The sequence below is a fragment of the Flavobacterium aeripolare genome (assembly GCF_013294025.1).
Taxonomy (GTDB): domain Bacteria; phylum Bacteroidota; class Bacteroidia; order Flavobacteriales; family Flavobacteriaceae; genus Flavobacterium.
Map to the genome: position 1 here is coordinate 1 of NZ_JABSNL010000018.1, position 21,471 is coordinate 21,471.

A 21,471-nucleotide genomic window follows, 5' to 3' on the forward strand; every position below is an offset into this window, starting at 1 on the left:
ACCAGGATAAACATCTAATTTTAATGGAAAAATTAACAGCATAATTAATAATCGAAATTTAGAATAATACTCTTGTTTTATAGGGGTCAAAACACTTTCAATAGAGAGTTCTCCTCCAAAATCTGTAATTATTCTATCACAGATTACTTTAAGTTTGCTTTCGAAAATAGACAAAACAGTAGATATATTTGAAACATTTGTTATACGGAATAATTCAGAAGTCATTCTTTTTTCGATTCCGTAGAGATGTTCTAAATATTGTTCTAACATTTGGTCATCCATATTCTGATTTTCTTTTTCAGTAAATTTTATCTTTTTATGAAGTACGCTTTGAACTGTTTTCAGTATTTCTCTTTGCATAGAAATTAAATTTCGTATAGCATCTATCGAATTTGATGTTTCAAAATTTAGCAAATTTATTTCAGCCGATTTTTAAGAATCATTAAGATTGAACGTAATTTTTTTTGCTGTCATAGTTTTAAAATATCCCCTAATTTTTATTATAATTGTTTGAAAAATATTACTTAATTTAAGCGTTTGAGAGAAGTTTTATAGTTTTTTTATATTTTCTTCTTGTTTAATTTTTAAATTATGTTTTCTACTATTAAGTTCATGCGCTCTTTTCTCTGTTTCTTTATAATCTAACCAGGTTTTATTTATGATTGTATCTAAAATAGACTTTCGGAAATAATTAATTTCAAATTCAATTCCGAATACCGCTGTTCCTCCACCATTAGAAGAAGATTTGGCGTATTCATCATATTTTTTAGAAGATTTTCTATTAGGAAAAATTTTCTTAATTTCTTCAGCAGACTCTTGTTTGTTTGGAATCCTATCTCCGATAACTTGCCAACCTATTAAAATGTATTTCTCGGCATCTTCAAAAACTTCATAATTTGGTTTAGATAGTTCTTCTGCCATTATTGTGTAGTTTGGCGGAAATTGATTGGAGCTTCGTTTATATTTATTTTTGAAGATGTTCAAAAGATTCAATTTTTCATTGCTATAATTTTTAATTAACTCGTCGGATTTTTTATAATTTAGAAAGATCGTTTCAATAGTTTGTTTGCGATTATAATTCAATCTGATCGAGATATTATTATTTATAACATCAAAATCATAAATGGTTTTGTCTAATAAAAATTGGAATTTATTGTTTGATAATAATCCAGTAGTGTTTAATCTATTAACTTCATTTTTAAAATCAGAATCTGACATTTCAGGATATAAAGTTAAAAATACACTACTCTTATTAGAGATTTTTTTAATTTCTGTTTCTGATGTTTTTCTTTGACAACTAATTAAAGTTATTAATAAGAAAAGAAGAATGTTAATTTTCATTAAAATATTATATTTTTGATTCTCACCTCACACAAAATATCGTATAACGTCTTGAAACTACAAGAGTTTTGGAGTTAAAGTGGCGAGATTTTTTCTATTATGCACATGTTTTCCATTCACTAAACCATATTTAAATCCTGCCTACTGCCCAAATATCTTGTAGCGGCTGTTACAAGTAGTTATTATTTGTTCCCAAGTTGTTTTTTTAAATCGGATATTTCTTCAAAATGCAAATCTCTTTGTTTCGTTAAATCTTCTACCTGTTTTTCAAGTTTCGGTATTTTTTGTAATTCCATAAAAATATTCCAATCGTCTATTTTCAATAATATCTCAATTAGATGTAATAAATCATTAACTATAAAATCCACAGAGTTATATTTATAGGACATAAACAAATGAGTTTTTTTTCCACCATCTTCAGAAATTCTCACTCGTCGTCCCTCGAAATATTGTCGTTTTCCTGGACCGATATCAATTATTTCAAATCTTCCGAATTTTAAAGTTTCTTGATTACCATCTCTATTTAGACAATAATGATTTACTAATCTGTCATCAGTTACAGATTTGAATATATATTTAAGATATGGAATAGCGATAAGTTCTGAAAAATTTTCTTTCCTTATTGTAGATTTGTCTTCGAAAATTCCAATATAACTTTCTTTCATAATTCTTGTTTTTTATAATTGCTGGTAACGTTTGGTCGCTTGGCGATGTGACGGATTAAGAAAGCCTAATCTTTAGGTTAATGACTAATTTTCAAGAACAAAACCATCTTTAAATTCAGCCAAATACCCAAATCTTTTGTAATGGCTGTTGTAAGCAGTGCTTTATTCTGTTAACCAATCTTTACTGATTTCAAAAACTATATCCAAGTTTGTACCTTCTGCGCTAATTATTTGATTATCTTCAGTGAAACTATAGACTAAATCAATATCTTCAAAATTGAAATTATTGTTTGCAAATGGATTTTTGTACATCCAATATTTTGCATTTGGGATATTTGATGGAAATATTTTTGTAAAAATAAGTCCACTTACGTTCTTCAATTGAGCTTTACCTGAATTATAAAATATTCCATCATTTTTTCTGGTCAACTTACCATCTCTTTCATTTGGACTAGTCGAATAAGTATATTGAAGTGAACCCCAAACTAAATTTTCAATATCGGTTTTTCCTGATGTTTTTTTGCCCAATGCATTTATACAAATCAAATACGGAATTTCAAATTTACCATAGCGATTTGATTTTTTTAAAATTGATTGGCGTAGAGAATCTTCTCCGCCACCCCAAAAACTTTCAAATGGAAATATTCCAATTGGATTTTCGCTAATTGTATCCTTTTCAGATTCAATCAACGGTATCGGTTTGACAATTATATTAAAGTCTTTATTTTCAAACTCTATTTTTGGACATAGTTCATATCCATAATTTTGAATTGATGAAGAAACCTGTATTGGATCAAGTTTGGCAACTTCATTTTCGATTTTTGCAATTAGTTCTTTAACTCGAGGTTGTTTTTTAGTGATAAAATTAACTTCTTCAATTGCGAGAAGAAATCCTTTAATCTTAACATTACTTAACTTGTCGTAAAATTCATTTTGAAGATTTTCAAGTGCCATTTCGGCTTCAGTTTTGTCAAAGCATATTTTTGCTTCTACATATGTTTGTTTGCCATTTTTGGTTATGAGAAAATCTGGTCTTTTTTTAGAGTTTTTTAGTTTAGGATGTATTAATATTTCATAACCTAATTTTTTAAAAAGTTCATATAAGAATAATTCAAAAAAAGCAGAATCAAAGTCTTTCTTAAAACGAATCTTCAGTTCATTTTTTTCAACTTCAGGATATTTTGAAAACCAACCTTCCAAAGTATCACGTATAATTTTCATATCAAAACGATTACTTTTATGATAATTGTTAAAAGAGTTTCCATTATTAGATGATGACCCTTCTATATATTCATTTGTTTTATCAAAAAGTTTAATCATTGTACGTTTTTTTCTTTGTATTGCTTACAACTACACAATATCATCACAAAGTACAACCTTTCAGGTTAACTGCTATGTAATAAAATATAGTTGTTTATCAAACAAATATAGCATTTAAAACCAAATGTTAAAGTTTTGTATTGAATTTTATTAGTAAATTTTCCTACAGCAGTTATTGTGGTACGAAAACGTTTCCGCATGAGGGATGGCAGTGGAAATCCTCCCGCTTTTTTTGCGTGAGATTGCAACGCACAGCCCGACGCTACTGTAACGTAGTGGAAGTAGGGGCATGACCAAATGGATCACAAAAAAACAACTAAAGTAAGATTACTTTAGTCGTTTTTAAAATTGGTATTGTTTATCCTAAAAATGCTTTAAACTCTTCGTAGGTTTTGATTTTGGTAGTTACTTTATCCTTATTCAGTACACTTTCTATTTGCGTCGGAATCGGTAAGCTAATACCTAAAGCCGGTTCGACCGTATCTAAAAATTTGATAGGGTGGGCAGTTTCTAAGAAGATTCCAAGAGCATCAGGATAATTAACTAGTTCTTTTTTCAAACCCAAGTATCCAACAGCGCCATGAGGCTCGGCGATGTAGCCGTTACCTTTGTAAATGGATTTCATGGCTTCTAGAGTTTCGGCGTCGTTGTATGTAAAAGAAGAAAAATCTTTTTTGAATTGCTCTAAATCGTTGTTGTACATTTCCTGGATGCGCACAAAATTACTAGGATTCCCCACATCCATCGCGTTCGAAATGGTAGCTACAGAAGGTTTTGGATCGTAGATTCCGTTTTCTAAAAAGCGGGGCACCGTGTCGTTTACATTGGTTGATGCTACGAAATGCGCTACAGGCAAGCCCATTTTTTTGGCGATGATTCCCGCGCAGATATTCCCAAAATTCCCAGAAGGACAAGAGAATACCAATGGTTTATTTTGTTTTTTCAAGGCTTTGTAAGCAAAGAAAAAGTAAAACATTTGTGGCAACCAGCGCGCAATATTGATGGAGTTTGCCGACGTTAAATTGTGGTGTTTCAAGTTGTCGTCTAAAAACGCTTTTTTGACCATGTCTTGGCAGTCGTCAAAAAAACCGTCAACTTCTAGAGCTCTAATATTTTGTCCTAGGGTTGTCAATTGGCGCTCTTGAATATCGCTCACTTTCCCCGAAGGATACAATATAATAACGTGAACACCTTTCACACCAAGAAAACCGCTAGCCACCGCGCCACCTGTATCGCCAGAAGTCGCTACAAGCACGGTATTTTTACTGTCTTTTTTGTCTTTGTTAAAATACCCCAAACAACGCGACATAAAGCGCGCTCCCACATCCTTAAAAGCCATAGTTGGCCCGTGGAATAACTCTAAAGAATAGATGCCGTTTTCAACTTCCACTACTGGAAAATCAAAACAAAGTGTTTCGGCGATGATCTCTTTTAATACCTTTTCTGGAATTTCGTCTCCCACAAATTGGCGAATTGCCGTGAAAGCAATTTCTTCGTTTGATAAATTTTCGATTCCATCAAAAAAAGATTGTGGTAAAGGGGTTATAGATTCCGGAAAATACAATCCTTTGTCACTGGCCAATCCTTGAATTACGGCTTCTTGAAAAGAAACCTTTGGTGCGTTATGGTTTAAACTGTAGTATTTCATTTTTGTGTTGTATTGAGATCCCCACCCCGGCCCTCCCCGAAGGGGAGGGAGTCTATGTGGATGTAGATAACGTATTAGTATGTCTTCTGTTTTATACTTGTATTCCCCCTTCGGGGCTTAGGGGGCTACTCTCACACCATCTGGATTCACTTTTGAAACATGAATTTCATATGGCAATTTCATTTCGTCGTAAACGGCACTCATGGCTTTGGCGATTTTGTTTGCGGTAGCTTCTCCTTTACTTAATGCAAAAATAGATGGACCAGAACCGGATATTCCAGATCCTAAAGCGCCGTTTTCTAAAGCGGTTTGTTTGATCAAATCAAATCCAGGAATTAGTACCGAACGCAACGGCTCTACGATTTCGTCGTGCAAAGAGCGACCAATTAAGTCGTAATCCTTAGTATACAATCCTGCGATTAATCCACCTACATTTCCCCATTGCATGATGGCGCTTTTTAGGGATACTGTTTGCTTTAATACCGAACGCGCATCGGATGTTTTTAACTCAATTTGAGGATGAACAACGGTAGCATATAATTCTGACGGACTTTCGATTTTGATAATATCCAGCGGTGCATAACTGCGAACCAACGTAAAACCACCCAAAAGAGCAGGAGCCACATTGTCTGCATGTGCGTTTCCGCAGGCTAGTTTTTCGCCTTGCATGGCAAATTGCACCAAGTCTTTTATTTCAAATGGACGCCCTAGCAATTCATTGATTCCAAAAACCGCTCCTGCCGAACTAGCCGCGCTACTACCAATGCCGCTACCGGCTTTGATGTTTTTGTAGATTTCGATTTCGAATCCCGCGTCTGATTTCAAAGCGTCAAGCATTGCCAAACCTGCTACTCCAGCCACGTTTTTTTCTGTTTCTAGCGGTAAATCGGCACCAACTAATTTAGTGATGCGAATGCCTTTTTGATCTGATTTTCTAATAATCATTTCGTCACCTACATTGTCCAAACACAATCCTAGGACATCAAATCCACAAGATAGGTTGGCAATGGTTGCGGGACAGAATATTTTTATTTCGTTCATTTTTTTATAGTTTCTAAGTTGCTTAGCTACTAAGTTTCTAAGTATTTAAGTCTCTTCAAAAACTTAGAAACTTAGGCACTCTGTAACTTAGCAACTTATTTTTAAACATTCCCTATTCTAATCACATCAGCAAAAATTCCAGATGCAGTAACTGCAGCTCCGGCACCGGCACCTTTGATTAATAAAGGTTGGTCAACGTAGCGATCGGTGTAGAACAATACAATATTGTCTTTTCCTTCTAAGTTGTAAAATGGATGGTCTTTTGGGATGAATTGCAACCCTACGCTCGCTTTTCCATCTTCAAATTGTGCTACAAATTTCAAGCGACTGTCTTTGGCATTGGCTTCCGCTAAAATTCCTTCAAAATGGCTTGCGTATTGTGTAAGGGATTTAAAAAAGTCGTCGTTGTTTGTTGTTGCCATACATTCAGCAGGCAAGAACGATTCGTTTGCAATGTCTTCGATTTCCATTTGGTACCCGCTTTCACGAATTAGGATCAAGATTTTTCTAGCAACGTCAATTCCGCTTAAGTCGATTTTTGGATCTGGTTCTGTGAAACCTTGTACACCGGCTTCTTTTACCACATCATGAAAAGAATTGTTTGCATCAAAATTATTGAAGATAAAGTTCAAGCTTCCTGATAAAACTGCTTGAATTTTATTCACTTTATCTCCCGATGCTACTAGGTTTTTTACCGTATCAATAATAGGTAATCCCGCTCCTACGTTTGTTTCGAAAAGGAAAGGTGCATTGTACCTGCGTGACAAACTTTTTAAGTTTTTGTAATTATCAAAAGCTGACGAACAAGCGATTTTGTTACAAGTTACTACTGCGACACTTTCTCTTAAATACTGCGCGTAAGTTTGTGACACGCTTTCATTAGCAGTGATATCAACAAAAATACTGTTACGTAAATTCAGGTCTTTTACCTGATTTATAAACTGTTGCTGATCGGCTTTTTCTCCAGTATCAAGAAGCCCTTGCCACGATTTTAAATCAATACCTTCTTCGTCAAAAAGCATTTTTCTAGAATTGGCTAAAGCAATTACTCTCAAATTTATTTTTAGATTCTCTTTTAAGAATTTCTTTTGCTGTTTAATTTGGTCAATAAACTTTTCACCTACGTTCCCTACACCCATAACAAACAAGTTAAGTTGTTTGGTGTTTTCTTCAAAAAAGCGTTCGTGAAGTGTGTTCAAGGCTTTCTTAACATCTCGCTCATTAATCACTGCTGAGATATTTCTTTCAGAAGCACCTTGAGCAATGGCGCGAATGTTTACGTTGTTTTTACCCAATGTGCTAAACATTTTACCGCTTAAACCTTGATGATTTTTCATGTTTTCACCCACTAGAGCAATAATGCAAAGGTCTTTCTCAACGATGCAAGGCTCCACTTTGTTTTGCGCAATTTCGATTTCGAATGCTTTGTTGATAGCTTCCTCAGCGTTATTAGCATCAGCATTTAATATTCCGATACAAATAGAGTGTTCTGACGATGCTTGTGTAATAAAAATAACATTCACATTAGCCTGAGATAGTGTTTCGAACAATCTTTTTGAAGATCCTAAAACCCCAATCATTCCAGGTCCTTCAAGCGTAATCAACGAAATATTATCGATATGACTAATTCCTTTTACTGGATTCCCATTGGCGACAGCCTTATTCGAAATAAAAGTTCCTTCGGCTGCTGGTTCAAAAGTATTCTTGATTAGAATAGGAATATTTTTTCGTAACACAGGCTGAATTGTTGGTGGGTATAAAACCTTAGCACCAAAGTGCGACAGCTCCATCGCTTCTTGGTACGAAATCGTAGCGATAGGTTGGGCTTGCTTAACAATACGAGGATTGGCAGTGTACATTCCGTTTACATCTGTCCATATTTCTAATTCAGAAACATCCAAGGCACCTGCTAGAATTGCTGCCGTATAATCAGATCCACCACGACCAAGAGTTGTTGTGATTCCGTCTTGTGACGAAGCAATAAAACCAGGCATGATTGTTACTTGATGGGTAACTGATTTGAAATAAGTAGCGATTAAATCATTTGTTACATCAAAGTTTACTGCCGCTTTCCCAAAGTTGCTGTTGGTTTTAATTAATTCTCTACTGTCTTTGTATCCTGAATTAGCTACTTTTTGTTTTAAAGCTTCGGCTATAATATATGATGACAATAATTCTCCAAAACTCAAAATTGTATCTGCTGTTCTAGGAGATAGTTCGCCCAGAAGGAAGCAACCGTCTAATAAAGTTTCAAGGTGGTTTACGATTCTTTTTATGTGACTCAATAAACCGCTTTGCTCATTAACGGGAATAAATTCTTTGATGGTGTCTAAATGCTTTTTTTCAATTTCGATCACTAACGTTTTGTAAGTCTCATCACAAGAAGCCGCTTTTGCTGCAGCGGTTTGTAATAAATCGGTCACTTTGCTCAATGCAGAAACCACTACGATTAATGGCTCTTGCTTGGCTTGATTTTGAACGATGTCTAAGACTAATTTTATATTTGTGGCATTGGCTACTGATGTACCGCCAAATTTTAATACTTTCATGTTGTGCATTTTGATTTTGAAAAAAAGCGAATATTTATTATCCACCCAAGAATTTTATCTCTCGAAAGAAATAACGATATAATACGGTTATATGTAAAAGTGTATACCCCTAAGGGGTTGTAGTTGTAGTAGAAAATGTAAACGACATAGCAGTGCCAACCCAAATTAGAGTTGTTATCGAAGAGTGATATGTTGCGTTATTGTTTATCATTGTTGTTTTTCAAAAGTACAGCTTTTTATAAAATTCAAAAACTTCGCGCACCGTTTTGCGAATATTTTAAAATACTGGAAAATAACAGTCTCAGCTTTAAGAAATCTTATTTTAAAGCAGTTTTATGCGGACTATTGTGATTTATGATCTAAAAATCTAGTAGCATGATCCATTAAAAATGATGGGAGTGCCGGCTATTTTATCTCTTTTCAAGGATTTTAAGACAGTAATAGTTACAAATACATCTTAATGGCAGTAGAAGAAGTAGTCGTATAAGTAGGCTAACTATAGATTCGAAAAATTAAAACTTCCAGAGTAGGAAGTGTTTATACAAGCTAACTTGTACCACTTTAAAGCTGTTTTTTGCCGTATAATTATCAGTCTGGTATATTTTTTATTTTCGAAAAAAGAAAAGTGAAAGTACATTTAGAACCATAATAAGCGTAAAACAGTGGCATAGCGGTTCTCTAAGCTGATTAACTTGAGATTTTGATGAATTTAAAAGGGGAATCGTATTGCGGTTTATGCAGTATTTTGAAGGTTGTCACCAATAAATATCTTGTGAAATTCTAAAAACTGATGCATTTTACTACAGTTTTTCAAGAGAACGCGAATTATTCAATTAGTTTAGCTTTTAAAGAGAAAAAATAAATAAATTTGCAACCATAAAAATATAAAAAATGTCAATAAATAGTCTTTTCCAGTTTTTAGTACCGAAAGATAAAAAATTCTTTCCCCTGTTTGAACAAGCATCAAGTAACTTGATTGAATTAGCTTCAAACTTACACGAGGCAGTAAACCTTCCTTTAAAAGAAAGAGAAGCAATTTTCCAAAAAATTGATGAATTAGAACAAAGAGGAGAAGACATCACGCGTCAAACAAATCTAGAATTGAGTAGAAATTTTATTACTCCATTTGATAGAGAAGACATTCACTCGCTGGTAACTGCTATTGATAACGTTGCTGACCGTTTGCACGGAGCATCTAGCATTATGCGTTTGTATCAAGTAGATAAGATTACAAAATCAATTAGAAAATTGACAGAGATTAATCTTGAAGCTTGCCAGAATATTGATACTGCAGTAAACGAGTTGAAAAATTTCAAAAAGATTTCAAATATTACAGCAGCATGTGCTAGAATTTCTAAATTAGAAAATAAATCAGATAATGTTTATAACAAGGCTGTTTTCGAAATTTTCGAAAATGAAACTGATGTGAAGAATATTATTAAATACAAAGAGGTTTTATCTGTATTAGAATCAGCTACAGACAAATGTAAAAGTGTCGCTAGTATTCTAGAATCGATATCGGTAAAACACTCTTAAAGTTCATTTTTATTTCATTTTGAAGTTCTAAGTTTATGACGTTACTTTTAGTTATTATAGTACTAGCCTTAATTTTTGATTATATCAACGGTTTTCATGATGCTGCAAATGCCATTGCCACCGTTGTTGCAACAAAAGTATTAACGCCTTTTCAAGCTGTTCTATGGGCAGCTTTTTTTAATTTTCTAGCCTACTGGGTTTTTGGTTTTGGAGTTGCAGATACTGTAGCTAAAACGGCCAATACAATGGAGATTACCTTAGTGGTAATTCTTGCGGGTGTAATCGCAGCCATTTGTTGGAATTTACTAACATGGTGGTTGGGAATTCCTTCCAGTTCATCACATACATTGATTGGTGGTTTTGCAGGAGCTGCAATTGCGCATTCCATTGCCATGCATGGCTTCTCAGCATACATAGACGCCGATGGTGCAACGCGCTACTGGTACGAAATTGTGAGTTGGTACAAAGCAGGAAAAGATGGAGGCATGCCTTCTGGGGTATTAATTATCATCGCTTTTATAGTTTTAGCACCATTATTAGGAGCTATGGCTTCTTATTTAATTTCGATCTGGTTGCTTAATGCGTCACGCAAAAGTATTTATCCAAAGATTTTTACCGTTGCTTTAATGATTGCTACAATATGGTTTGTATACGTGCAAATGATCCCTTACGACGTTATTACAGCTGACGGAAAATTACCTCGTTTCGAGAACTCTGAGTTCTGGAGTGTTGCCTTTGAGCCGCACAATATCAAATGGTTTTTAGTAGCTTTTATAATATTGACAGTTAGTTGTTTTTGTTTGATCTTTAGTAGCTTAAATTTACATCAAGCAGATGCGGCCTTAAAAAAAATGCAGTTAGTTTCTTCTGCAGCCTTTAGTTTAGGACACGGTGGAAACGATTCTCAAAAAGTAATGGGGATTATAGCAGCAGCTGTAGCGGTTTACATTAATGCCAACCCAGGAATACACATGGAATCTTGGTTAGATGTTGTGTTGCCTTCAGAAAGTGGTGCGTTCAAAATGCCGGCATGGATTCCATTGGCTTGTTATTCTGCAATTGCAGCAGGTACTTTAAGTGGTGGATGGAAGATTGTAAAGACAATGGGTTCAAAAATTACTAAAGTAACTTCATTCGAAGGTGTTGCCGCAGAAACTGCAGGAGCTTTGACGCTATACTTTACAGAGCATTTAAAAATTCCAGTAAGTACAACGCATACTATTACAGGGTCTATCATTGGAGTAGGATTAACTAAACGTGTATCTGCTGTAAGATGGGGAGTTACGGTAAGTCTTTTATGGGCTTGGGTGTTGACTATTCCTATTTCGGCTTTGCTAGCAGCAATCGTTTATTATGTACTTAGTTTATTTATCTAATAAAAATAAAATAATACAGCATAAAAAAAACCATCTTAAACTTAAGATGGTTTTTTTTGTTTCCAAAAATCAATGGACTGTTTTTTTTAATTTTTTGAGCCTTTTGTAATGCGTTTGCTTTAAATTAGTGACTCCTGTTATAATACTTATGTTTCCATCTACCTCTAGCATGGATAATTTCACATCTGAAAAATGTTCTACACCATGCTCTCTCATTGCTTCTCTTAATTCATCAGAGCTTATATATAACTTGCTTAAAAGCTTAAAGTCTAAAGTGCCATTATGAATTAAAACCTGAGGTTTCTGTTGAATAAATGCATTTAATTTTGTGTATTTAAATAATATCTTCTTAAGGATAAAATTTAAAACAAATAAAACTAAAGCCGCAACTAAACCACTTGCAAGGCTTGTATTGTTTCCAACCATTGCATTTTGAACCGAATTACTGATCAATAAAATCAATATGATGTCGGCAGTATTGAGTTGGGATAATTCTTTTTTTCCAAAAATACGCAAGGCGATAATCATAAAAAAGTAGATTGCTGTACTTCTAAAAATGATATCTAAATAAACATTCACCATAAACATTCATCGTATGTTACCTACATTCTATGTTTGAAATTTTTCTCAATTGCTTTAATCATTTCACCGGCAATATCTTTATTTGTAGCTCCTTCAATACCTTCTAATCCAGGAGAAGAGTTTACCTCTAACAATAAAGGTCCTTTTGCTGAACGAATGATGTCTACACCAGCAACTTTTAAATCCATTGCTTTTGCAGCCTTAATTGCGATTCTCTTTTCTTCTGGAGTCGCTTTAATGATAGATGCTGTTCCACCTAAATGGATGTTAGCTCTAAATTCGCCTGGCATCGCTTCACGCTGAATTGTTGCTACAACTTTACCATCAATTACAAATAAACGTAAATCTTTACCGTCGGCCTCTTTAATGAATTCTTGAACGAGGATATTAGCATTTACACTTTTGAAAGCATTAATAACACTTTCAGCTGCTTTCTTAGTTTCAGCAAGTACCACACCTTTTCCTTGTGTTCCCTCTAGTAATTTTACAATTAAAGGCGAACCTCCAACCATTTTAATCAAGTCGTTTGTGTCAAGAGGAGAATTAGCAAATCCTGTTGTAGGAATCCCGATACCGCTGTTTAAAAGTAGTTGTAGTGAAAATAATTTATCTCTTGATTGTGTAATTGCATTAGCAGAGTTCAAACTATACACTTTTAATGCTTCAAATTGACGTGTAAGTGCGCAACCATAAAAGGTAATGCTAGGGCGTATTCTAGGGATGATGGCGTCAAATTGATTTAAAATGATTCCACCTCTATAATGAATCTCGGGTGTTTGCGCATCCAGTTTCATATAGCATTCTTTGATATTCAAGAAATGCATTTCGTGACCACGCATTTCTCCAGCTTCCATGATACGCTTGTTGCTGTACAACTCTGGATTACTAGCTAAGACACCAATACGCAAACCTGTGCTTGCTTTTTCGGCATTTTTGTAAAGGCTTTTTAAAGTCTCTGGATCTGGTTCCCCGATAAGGTATTTCTTCTCAGGATCAACAAGAACTCTACCACTCATGGCCTCACGGCCAAGTAGCATTCTAAAACCCATCGAGTCTCTATTAGTCAAAGTCATTTCAATAGGCCACTTAGAGTCTCCTATTTCTAACATCGTCTGGATTACATAACGTTGCTCTCTAAATCCACTAGAACTTTTAACAATTCTCTTGTCTACTAGCGGAGCTTCACAATGAATTACCGTTTTATTATTGTTTTGAATAGGGTTGATGTCAAATTTAACCCAGTTTGTTTCGTCTTTAATAAAGGGTGCAATGTTAACCGCGTGGAGCGCAGACGTTTTTGCCCCTGAGTCTACACGGGCTTTAATGGTAGGAATACCTAATTCAGGAAATGTGCACCACTCTTCGCTACCTAGAATTACTTTATTTTCAGACATATTTTGGTTGGTTTAAAAACAGTTTTATAAAATCCAAATGTAAAAATTTGTTTTTAAAAACCTAGTTAATTTTGCATAAAGAATAAACCCGTTACATTATAAAAATGTAACGGGTTTTAGAGAATAGTTATTTAAGTGTTATGATTCCTCTGTAGGTTTCTCGCTTTTTGTTACAGCAACGGTAAGTTCTTGAGCACCCTCTTCAATATCCATGAAAATTTTATCTCCAACACTAATTTTAGAAGTAATAATTTCTTCTGCTAATGCGTCTTCAACATATTTTTGAATAGCTCTTTTAAGTGGTCTAGCACCAAATTGCTTGTCAAATCCTTTATCAGCGATGAATGCTTTTGCTGTATCAGAAAGTGCTAAGTTATACCCTAATTCTGAAATTCTAGCGTATAATTTTTTCAATTCGATTTCGATAATTAAATCAATATCGTGTTTCTCTAATGCATTAAATACAATCACATCGTCAATTCTATTTAAGAATTCTGGAGCAAAGGTTTTCTTAAGTGCGTTTTCGATAATACTTTTTGAGTTGTCATCAGACTGAGCCACTCTTGCCGCAGTACCAAAACCAACACCTTGACCAAAATCTTTTAATTGTCTTGCTCCAACATTTGAAGTCATGATGATAATCGTATTCTTGAAGTCAATTTTTCGACCTAAACTATCTGTTAAAAAACCATCGTCAAGCACTTGTAACAACATGTTGAAAACATCAGGATGCGCTTTTTCGATTTCGTCTAATAAGACAACAGCGTATGGTTTGCGACGTACTTTTTCAGTCAATTGACCACCTTCTTCATATCCTACGTATCCCGGAGGTGCTCCAACCAATCTAGAAATAGCAAATTTCTCCATGTATTCACTCATGTCGATACGTACTAAAGCATCTTCTGAATCGAATAATTCCTTGGCCAAAACTTTAGCTAATTGTGTTTTACCTACACCCGTTTGTCCTAGAAAGATAAATGAACCAATAGGACGATTAGGATCTTTTAATCCAGCACGATTTCTTTGAATCGAACGAGCGATTTTTAATACCGCTTCTTTCTGACCTACGACTTTGCTTTCGATCAATTCTGGCAACTTAGCTAATTTATTACTTTCTGTTTGAGCAATACGATTTACTGGAATACCAGTCATCATTGATACAACATCAGCAACATTATCTTCGGTTACTTCAATACGATTGTTTTTTGCATCTTCTTCCCACTGTTCTTGAGCAATCGCTAGTTCTTTTTCGATGCGTTTTTCATCATCTCTAAGTTTAGCAGCTTCTTCATACTTTTGTTTTTTGACAACAGCATTTTTAAGTTCTCTGATTTCTTCAAGTTGGCGTTCTAGATCAAGGATCTTTTTAGGAACTTCGATATTTGTAATGTGAACACGAGATCCTGCTTCATCAAGAGCATCAATAGCCTTGTCTGGTAAAAAACGTTCCGACATATAGCGATCCGTCAATTTTACACAAGCTTCAATGGCTTCTTGCGAATAGGTTACATTGTGATGATCTTCGTATTTATTTTTGATATTGTTCAAAATGGTTATTGTTTCATCAACAGATGTTGGCTCTACAATAATTTTTTGGAAACGTCTTTCTAGTGCACCGTCTTTCTCAATATACTGTCTGTACTCATCAAGAGTAGTAGCACCTATACATTGAATTTCACCTCTTGCTAAGGCAGGTTTGAACATATTTGAAGCATCTAGTGAACCAGTTGCTCCACCAGCACCTACTATAGTGTGAATTTCGTCAATAAACAGAATGATATCATCGTTTTTTTCAAGCTCGTTCATCACGGCTTTCATACGCTCTTCAAATTGTCCTCTATATTTAGTACCAGCTACAATACTGGCTAAATCAAGAGTAACCACTCTTTTATTGAATAGAATACGAGAAACTTTCTTTTGTATAATTCTAAGTGCTAGTCCCTCTGCAATAGCTGATTTTCCCACACCTGGTTCCCCTATAAGTAATGGGTTGTTCTTTTTACGTCGGCTTAAAATTTGGCAAACACGTTCGATTTCTTTCTCACGTCCTACTACTGGATCTAGTTTGCCTTCCTCAGCCATTTCTGTTAAATCTCTCCCAAAATTATCTAAAACCGGCGTTTTTGACTTTTTGTTGGATTTATTGGCGGGATTATTAAAGCTAGTTTCTTTTAAACTGTCATCTTGTCCTGAATCATCACTATATGAATCGGATGCTCTTGGTAAATTCTCTAGGAATTCTTCTTCGCTTGGTGTCATATTTATATACTGTTCTTTAGCTATGTCATAATCTATTTTAAGTTTATTCAATAGCTTGGTTGTTGGGTCATTTTCATTTCTTAAAATGCAAAGTAGTAAATGTGCGGTACTTACAGAAGTACTTTGAAAAACTTTAGCTTCAAGAAAAGTTGTTTTAAGTGCACGCTCAGCTTGGCGTGTTAAATGTAGGTTTTTTTTATCTGAACTCGTATCTGTTCCAGGTGTCGCAGGGCTTAATATTTCTACCTTTCTACGCAAATGGTCCAAATCCACAGAAAGATTATTTAGTATTTGTATTGCTTTGCCATTACCATCTCTAAGGATGCCTAGCATTAAATGTTCGGTACCAATGAAGTCATGACCCAATCGTAAAGCTTCTTCTTTACTGTAGGTTATAACGTCTTTGACTCTTGGTGAAAAATTATCATCCATAATATATATTTAGTAAATGTAAATTTAGTGAATTACTACTTTAAAAACAAAAATCGTTCCTAACATGATTTGTCAGATGGGTGACAAAATATATTGAGATAGTTGTCAAGATAGTATTTATTTTAGTAAACAAATCAAGAAAATATTTTGTTAATAAATCCTTGAAATTTGTGTTGCTAAAACGCTATAAAAAAATCTAAAAGATGTATATTGGCACGTTTTGTAACTAATATAATTATTTAATATAACAACTTATGTCTGAAGGAGAAAAGTTAATTCCTATTAACATAGAAGATGAAATGAAATCAGCTTACATTGATTATTCGATGTCAGTAATTGTATCAAGAGCGCTTCCCGATGTTAGAGACGGTTTAAAACCTGTACATAGAAGGGTTCTTTATGGAATGTATGATTTAGGAGTTTTTTCAAATAAAGCCCATAAAAAGTCTGCGAGAATTGTTGGGGAAGTGTTAGGTAAGTATCACCCTCACGGAGATACCTCTGTTTATGACGCCATGGTTCGTATGGCTCAAGAATGGAGTATGCGTTATTTATTAGTTGATGGTCAAGGTAACTTTGGATCTGTAGATGGTGATAGTCCAGCTGCGATGCGTTATACTGAGGCGAGAATGCGAAAAATTTCGGAAGAAATTATGGCAGACATCGAAAAAGAAACAGTTGACTTTCAATTGAACTTTGATGATACCTTGTATGAGCCTAAAGTAATGCCCACAAGAGTTCCTACCTTATTAATTAATGGGGCAACGGGAATTGCTGTAGGTATGGCTACTAATATGCCACCACACAACTTAACAGAAGTTATCAATGGTACCCTTGCGTACATGGATAACAATGATATAGAAATTGATGAATTAATTACGTACATTAAAGCTCCTGATTTTCCTACTGGTGGAGTTATATATGGCTACGAAGGGGTGCGTGAAGCATTCAAAACTGGTCGTGGTAGAGTAGTAATGCGTGCTAAGGTAGGTTTTGAAGAAGTTGATGGTAGAGAATGTATCATTGTTACTGAAATTCCTTACCAAGTCAATAAAGCTGATATGATTAAACGTACAGCTGACTTAGTGAATGACAAAAAAATTGAAGGAATAGCTAATATTCGTGACGAGTCAGATAGAAATGGTATGCGTATCGTCTATATCTTGAAACGTGACGCGACTCCTAATGTAGTTTTGAATACCTTATATAAGTATACACAATTACAATCTTCTTTTAGTGTAAATAATATTGCATTGGTAAAAGGGCGTCCACAAATGTTGAATCTTAAAGATATGATTCATCACTTTGTTGAACACCGTCACGATGTGGTAACACGTAGAACGCAGTTTGAATTGCGTAAAGCAGAAGAGAGAGCACACATTTTAGAAGGTTTGATCATTGCTTCAGATAATATTGATGAAGTTATTACATTAATTAAAGCATCTAGCAATACAGAGGAAGCAAGAGGGAAATTAATCGAAAGATTTAAATTGTCTGATATTCAAGCAAGAGCAATCGTAGAAATGCGTTTGCGTCAATTAACAGGTCTGGAACAAGACAAGTTAAGAGCTGAGTATGATGAGATCATGAAATTAATTGAGCATTTAAGAGCATTGCTTGCTGATGTTAACTTGAGAATTGCTTTAATCAAAGAAGAATTAGAGGAGATTAGAGAGAAGTACGGTGATGAACGTCGATCTAAAATTGAATATTCTGGAGGTGATGTAAGTATTGAAGATTTAATTGCAGATGAGAATGTTGTTATCACAATTTCGCATGCAGGTTATATCAAGCGTACCAATTTATCAGAGTATAAAACACAAAATAGAGGTGGAGTAGGTCAAAAAAGTGCTGGTACAAGAGATCAAGATTTCTTAGAGCACATGTTTGTTGCTACTAATCATCAATATATGATGTTCTTTACTCAAAAAGGAAAATGTTTCTGGATGCGTGTTTATGAAATACCGGAAGGAAATAAAACAGCTAAAGGTAGAGCGATTCAAAATCTTATTAACATTGAGAGCGATGATAAAGTGAAAGCTTTTATTTGTACTCAAGATCTGAAAGATAAGGAGTATATTACTTCTCATAATTTAGTAATGGTGACTAAAAAAGGTCAGGTTAAGAAAACATCTTTAGAGAAATATTCTAAACCTAGAGTAAATGGTGTTGCTGCGATTACTATTAAGGAAGGTGATGAGCTGTTAGAGGCGAAATTAACTAATGGTGAAAGCCAAATTATCCTTGCAGTTAAATCAGGTAAATTAGTTCGTTTTGAAGAAACTAAAACGAGACCAATGGGAAGAACAGCCTCTGGAGTTCGTGGAATTTCGTTAAAAGATGACACTGACGAAGTAATTGGTATGGTTACTGTAGATAAAGAAAATGTAAACGATACACAAGTATTAGTAGTTACTGAGAATGGTTATGGTAAGAGGACTAAATTAGTTGACGAAGATGGTGAAGATGTTTACCGTATTACTAATAGAGGTGGTAAGGGAGTGAAAACTTTAAATATCACTGAGAAAACAGGACAGTTAATTTCGATCAACGCGGTTACTGATGCTGATGATTTAATGATTATCAATAAATCTGGATTAACGATTAGAATGGCAATTGAAGATCTTCGTGTAATGGGTCGTGCTACTCAGGGTGTAAAATTGATTAACTTGAAAGGTAAAGATTCTATCGCTGCCGTAACTAAAGTTATGAAAGATGATGCTGAAGAAGTTGTTGTTGATGAGGATGGAAATGTAATCGAAGGTGAAACTATAGAAAGAGTTAAGCCTGTTCTTGAAGTTCTAGAAGATGATGATGTAGCTGATGATGACGAGGATGACGATGATGACATTGTTGATGATGATGAGGAATCTGATGATGAAGATGACGATAACGACGAATCTTAATATAATTGGAATAAAAAAAAACAAAAAAAAATAAAACGAAAAATAGATTATTATGAAAGGTAAATATGTAATACTTACATCTGCTTTATTGGTATCAGTAGCTTCATTTGCTCAAAAGGACGAAATTAAAGCTGCAGAAAAAGCATTTAAAAAAGGTCAAGCTCAAGAAGCTGTTGGAATTCTAAACGGTGCAGAAGGGTTAATTGCTAATGCATCTGATTCAGAAAAAGCACAATATTACTACGTAAAAGGAAACGCTCTGTTAGAACTGGCTAACAAAAAAGTTGAAGAGGATAAGAATTTATCTTTGGCAGCTACATCATATATTAGTTTAATTGAGGCTGAGAAAGCGTCTGGAAAAGCAAAATATGGTGCAGAAGCAGCAAAATCGATTACTACAATTAAGTATAAATTGATTAATAACGCAATTGCTGACTCAAAAGTGGACAAGCATGCAGCTAGTGCAAATAAATTATACGACGCTTATTTGTTAGATAAAAAAGATACGCTTAATCTATATTATGCAGCTTCTACTTACATTAATGCAAAGGATTATGACAATGCATTAAAGTTGTACACAGAATTAAAAGACATGAACTATTCTGGAAAAGCGACAAATTATTTAGCAGTTAATAAAATAACTAGTGAAAATGATTTATTTGCAACAGTTCAAGAAAGAGATAGAATGGTGAAGTTAGGGACTCATATTGATCCTACAACTGAAGAAATTCCATCTAAAAGAGGAGAGATTTATAAAAACATTGCTCTAATTTTAGTTCAAAACGGAAAAACTGCTGAAGCTAAAGAAGCAATTGCAGCTGCTAGAAAGTCTAATCCTGAAGACACTTCGTTAATCTTAACAGAAGCTAACTTGTATTTAGAAACTAAGGATTTTGATACTTATAAAAAATTGATCACTGAAGCTTTAGCTGCTAACCCAAATGACGCTGATTTGTTATTCAATTTAGGTGTTGTTAGTTCAAACGCAAAAAACATTGCTGATGCAGAAAAGTATTATACTAAAGCGCTTGAAATTAACCCTAAATATTTAAACGCTTATATTAATATGGCGGCCTTGAAGTTAGAAAAAGAAGGTAGTATTATCGCTGAGATGAACAAGCTGACTAATTCAGACAAAGACATGAAGCGTTATGACGTGCTAAAAAAGCAAAGAGAAGACTTATTTAGAGCGGCAATACCTTACTTGCAAAAATCTCTAGAATTAGAGCCTAAAAACACAGATGTTGCTAAAACATTATTAGGTGTATACAGTGCTTTAGAGATGACAGCAGAAAAGAAAGCGTTAGAAGCAAAAATGTAAAATTAAGACAGTACATAGATTAAAGAGAATGGAGCCGAAAGGTTCCATTTTTTTTTACCCAAATTTCAGGAGCATTTTCCTGCTATCCGCTGCAATCTTTTCAATCCTCTCGATTTCCATCAATAGGATTGAAAAGGATTTTCTCTTCTATCAGGGCTAGGGCAAAGTGGTAACGTTAATGTTTCGATTTCAAAATTTACGTCTCTCCTATATATATTGTGTGGTAGCACTATTGTAATCACACAAATGACCTATTTATAATTGGATTTCGTACAGCGATTGAATGGTATAGTATTGAATATTGACATATATTAGTCATGTGACTTACTTAAATAAAGTTTTAATGCCTTATGGTGTTGATAAACACAAGAAACACGCTATAATAAGAATCCACAATAGACATCCGCACCGTCTCCCTCTCCTTTGGAGAGGGCCGGGGAGAGGATTAGTACCATCTATATTATAAAACACAAGAAACACGCTATAAAAAGAATCCACAATAGACATCCGCACCGTCTACCTCTCCTTTGGAGAGGGCTGGGGAGAGGATCAGCATCATCTATATTATAAAACACAAGAAACACGCTATAATAAAAATCCACAATAAACTTCCACATCGTCTCCCTCTCCTTCGGAGAGGGCCGGGGAGAGGATTAGTATCGTATATATTATAAAACACAAGAAACACGCTATAATAAAAATCCACGATAAACTTCCGCACCGTCTACCTCTCCTTTGGAGAGGGCTGGAGAGAGGATCAGCATCATCTATATTATAAAACACAGGAAACACGCTACAATAAAAATCCACAATAAACTTCCACACCGTCTCCCTCTCCTTCGGAGAGGGCCGGGGAGAGGATTAGTGTCATATATGTTAGACTACACAAGAAACATTCTCTAATAAAAGGCCACTATCCATATCCGCACCGTCTACCTCTCCTTTGGAGTGGGTTGCTAGAAAAAACGTTTATTCTTACAATTAATAAAAGGTTCAAAAAAGAGTACTTCACAAAGTTTGCATTTTCAGTGAGTTAAAGCTAAGGTTAAACAAATGTGAAATAAAAGTGATTATAAAGTATTGTTTAAGGGAGAAGACTCA

General features: G+C 34.5%; 14 protein-coding genes. 4 read left to right on the forward strand and 10 right to left on the reverse strand.

Annotated elements, in window-relative coordinates; all coding sequences use genetic code 11:
• From HNQ00_RS15745 to thrA, 7 genes are all read right to left on the reverse strand, one after another.
• Positions 1 to 360: hypothetical protein (locus tag HNQ00_RS15745; protein ID WP_173839460.1), on the reverse strand; the 360-nt coding region annotated here is incomplete at its 3' end.
• Positions 361 to 549: 189 nt separating this feature from the next.
• The gene (locus tag HNQ00_RS15750) at positions 550 to 1,341 is read right to left on the reverse strand and encodes a hypothetical protein (protein ID WP_173839461.1); all 792 of its coding nucleotides are present in this window, start codon (positions 1,339 to 1,341) and stop codon (positions 550 to 552) included.
• Between the two features lie 182 nt (positions 1,342 to 1,523).
• Positions 1,524 to 2,006, reverse strand: a complete 483-nt coding sequence (locus tag HNQ00_RS15755; protein ID WP_173839462.1) for a hypothetical protein — start codon at positions 2,004 to 2,006, stop codon at positions 1,524 to 1,526.
• A 162-nt stretch (positions 2,007 to 2,168) separates the two neighbouring features.
• Positions 2,169 to 3,326, reverse strand: a complete 1,158-nt coding sequence (locus HNQ00_RS15760) for a hypothetical protein (protein WP_173839463.1) — start codon at positions 3,324 to 3,326, stop codon at positions 2,169 to 2,171.
• A 358-nt stretch (positions 3,327 to 3,684) separates the two neighbouring features.
• The gene (gene thrC, locus HNQ00_RS15765) at positions 3,685 to 4,974 is read right to left on the reverse strand and encodes a threonine synthase (protein WP_173839464.1); all 1,290 of its coding nucleotides are present in this window, start codon (positions 4,972 to 4,974) and stop codon (positions 3,685 to 3,687) included.
• Between the two features lie 117 nt (positions 4,975 to 5,091).
• Positions 5,092 to 6,015 (reverse strand): homoserine kinase, encoded by a 924-nt coding sequence (locus HNQ00_RS15770; protein WP_173839465.1) that lies wholly within the window; start codon positions 6,013 to 6,015, stop codon positions 5,092 to 5,094.
• A gap of 101 nt (positions 6,016 to 6,116) precedes the next feature.
• Positions 6,117 to 8,564 (reverse strand): bifunctional aspartate kinase/homoserine dehydrogenase I, encoded by a 2,448-nt coding sequence (gene thrA / locus HNQ00_RS15775; RefSeq protein WP_173839466.1) that lies wholly within the window; start codon positions 8,562 to 8,564, stop codon positions 6,117 to 6,119.
• Between the two features lie 891 nt (positions 8,565 to 9,455).
• Between thrA and HNQ00_RS15780 the strand changes: the two genes are divergently transcribed.
• Together HNQ00_RS15780 and HNQ00_RS15785 are read left to right on the forward strand one after the other, a co-directional pair.
• Positions 9,456 to 10,100, forward strand: coding sequence for a DUF47 domain-containing protein (locus HNQ00_RS15780; RefSeq protein WP_173839467.1), 645 nt, complete (start codon positions 9,456 to 9,458; stop codon positions 10,098 to 10,100).
• A 35-nt stretch (positions 10,101 to 10,135) separates the two neighbouring features.
• Positions 10,136 to 11,476 carry an inorganic phosphate transporter gene (locus HNQ00_RS15785; protein ID WP_173839468.1) on the forward strand — a complete coding sequence of 447 codons (1,341 nt, stop codon included), beginning with the start codon at positions 10,136 to 10,138 and terminating at the stop codon, positions 11,474 to 11,476.
• Positions 11,477 to 11,545: 69 nt separating this feature from the next.
• Here HNQ00_RS15785 and HNQ00_RS15790 read toward each other — a convergent pair whose 3' ends face one another.
• The 3 genes from HNQ00_RS15790 to HNQ00_RS15800 all read right to left on the reverse strand — a co-directional run bounded on the left by HNQ00_RS15790 (position 11,546) and on the right by HNQ00_RS15800 (position 16,143).
• A complete protein-coding gene (locus HNQ00_RS15790; protein WP_173839469.1) occupies positions 11,546 to 12,058 on the reverse strand; it encodes a YetF domain-containing protein in 513 nt (170 codons plus the stop codon).
• A gap of 20 nt (positions 12,059 to 12,078) precedes the next feature.
• A complete protein-coding gene (rimK, locus tag HNQ00_RS15795) occupies positions 12,079 to 13,452 on the reverse strand; it encodes a 30S ribosomal protein S6--L-glutamate ligase (protein ID WP_173839470.1) in 1,374 nt (457 codons plus the stop codon).
• A 138-nt stretch (positions 13,453 to 13,590) separates the two neighbouring features.
• Positions 13,591 to 16,143, reverse strand: a complete 2,553-nt coding sequence (locus HNQ00_RS15800) for an ATP-dependent Clp protease ATP-binding subunit (protein ID WP_173839471.1) — start codon at positions 16,141 to 16,143, stop codon at positions 13,591 to 13,593.
• 254 nt (positions 16,144 to 16,397) lie between these two features.
• On the opposite strand from HNQ00_RS15800, the gene gyrA reads away from it, so the two are divergent.
• Both gyrA and HNQ00_RS15810 read left to right on the forward strand, forming a co-directional pair.
• Positions 16,398 to 19,049: a DNA gyrase subunit A gene (gyrA, locus tag HNQ00_RS15805; RefSeq protein WP_173839472.1), complete on the forward strand. Its 2,652-nt coding sequence runs from the start codon at positions 16,398 to 16,400 to the stop codon at positions 19,047 to 19,049.
• 52 nt (positions 19,050 to 19,101) lie between these two features.
• A complete protein-coding gene (locus tag HNQ00_RS15810) occupies positions 19,102 to 20,370 on the forward strand; it encodes a tetratricopeptide repeat protein (RefSeq protein WP_173839473.1) in 1,269 nt (422 codons plus the stop codon).
• Positions 20,371 to 21,471: the final 1,101 nt, after the last annotated feature.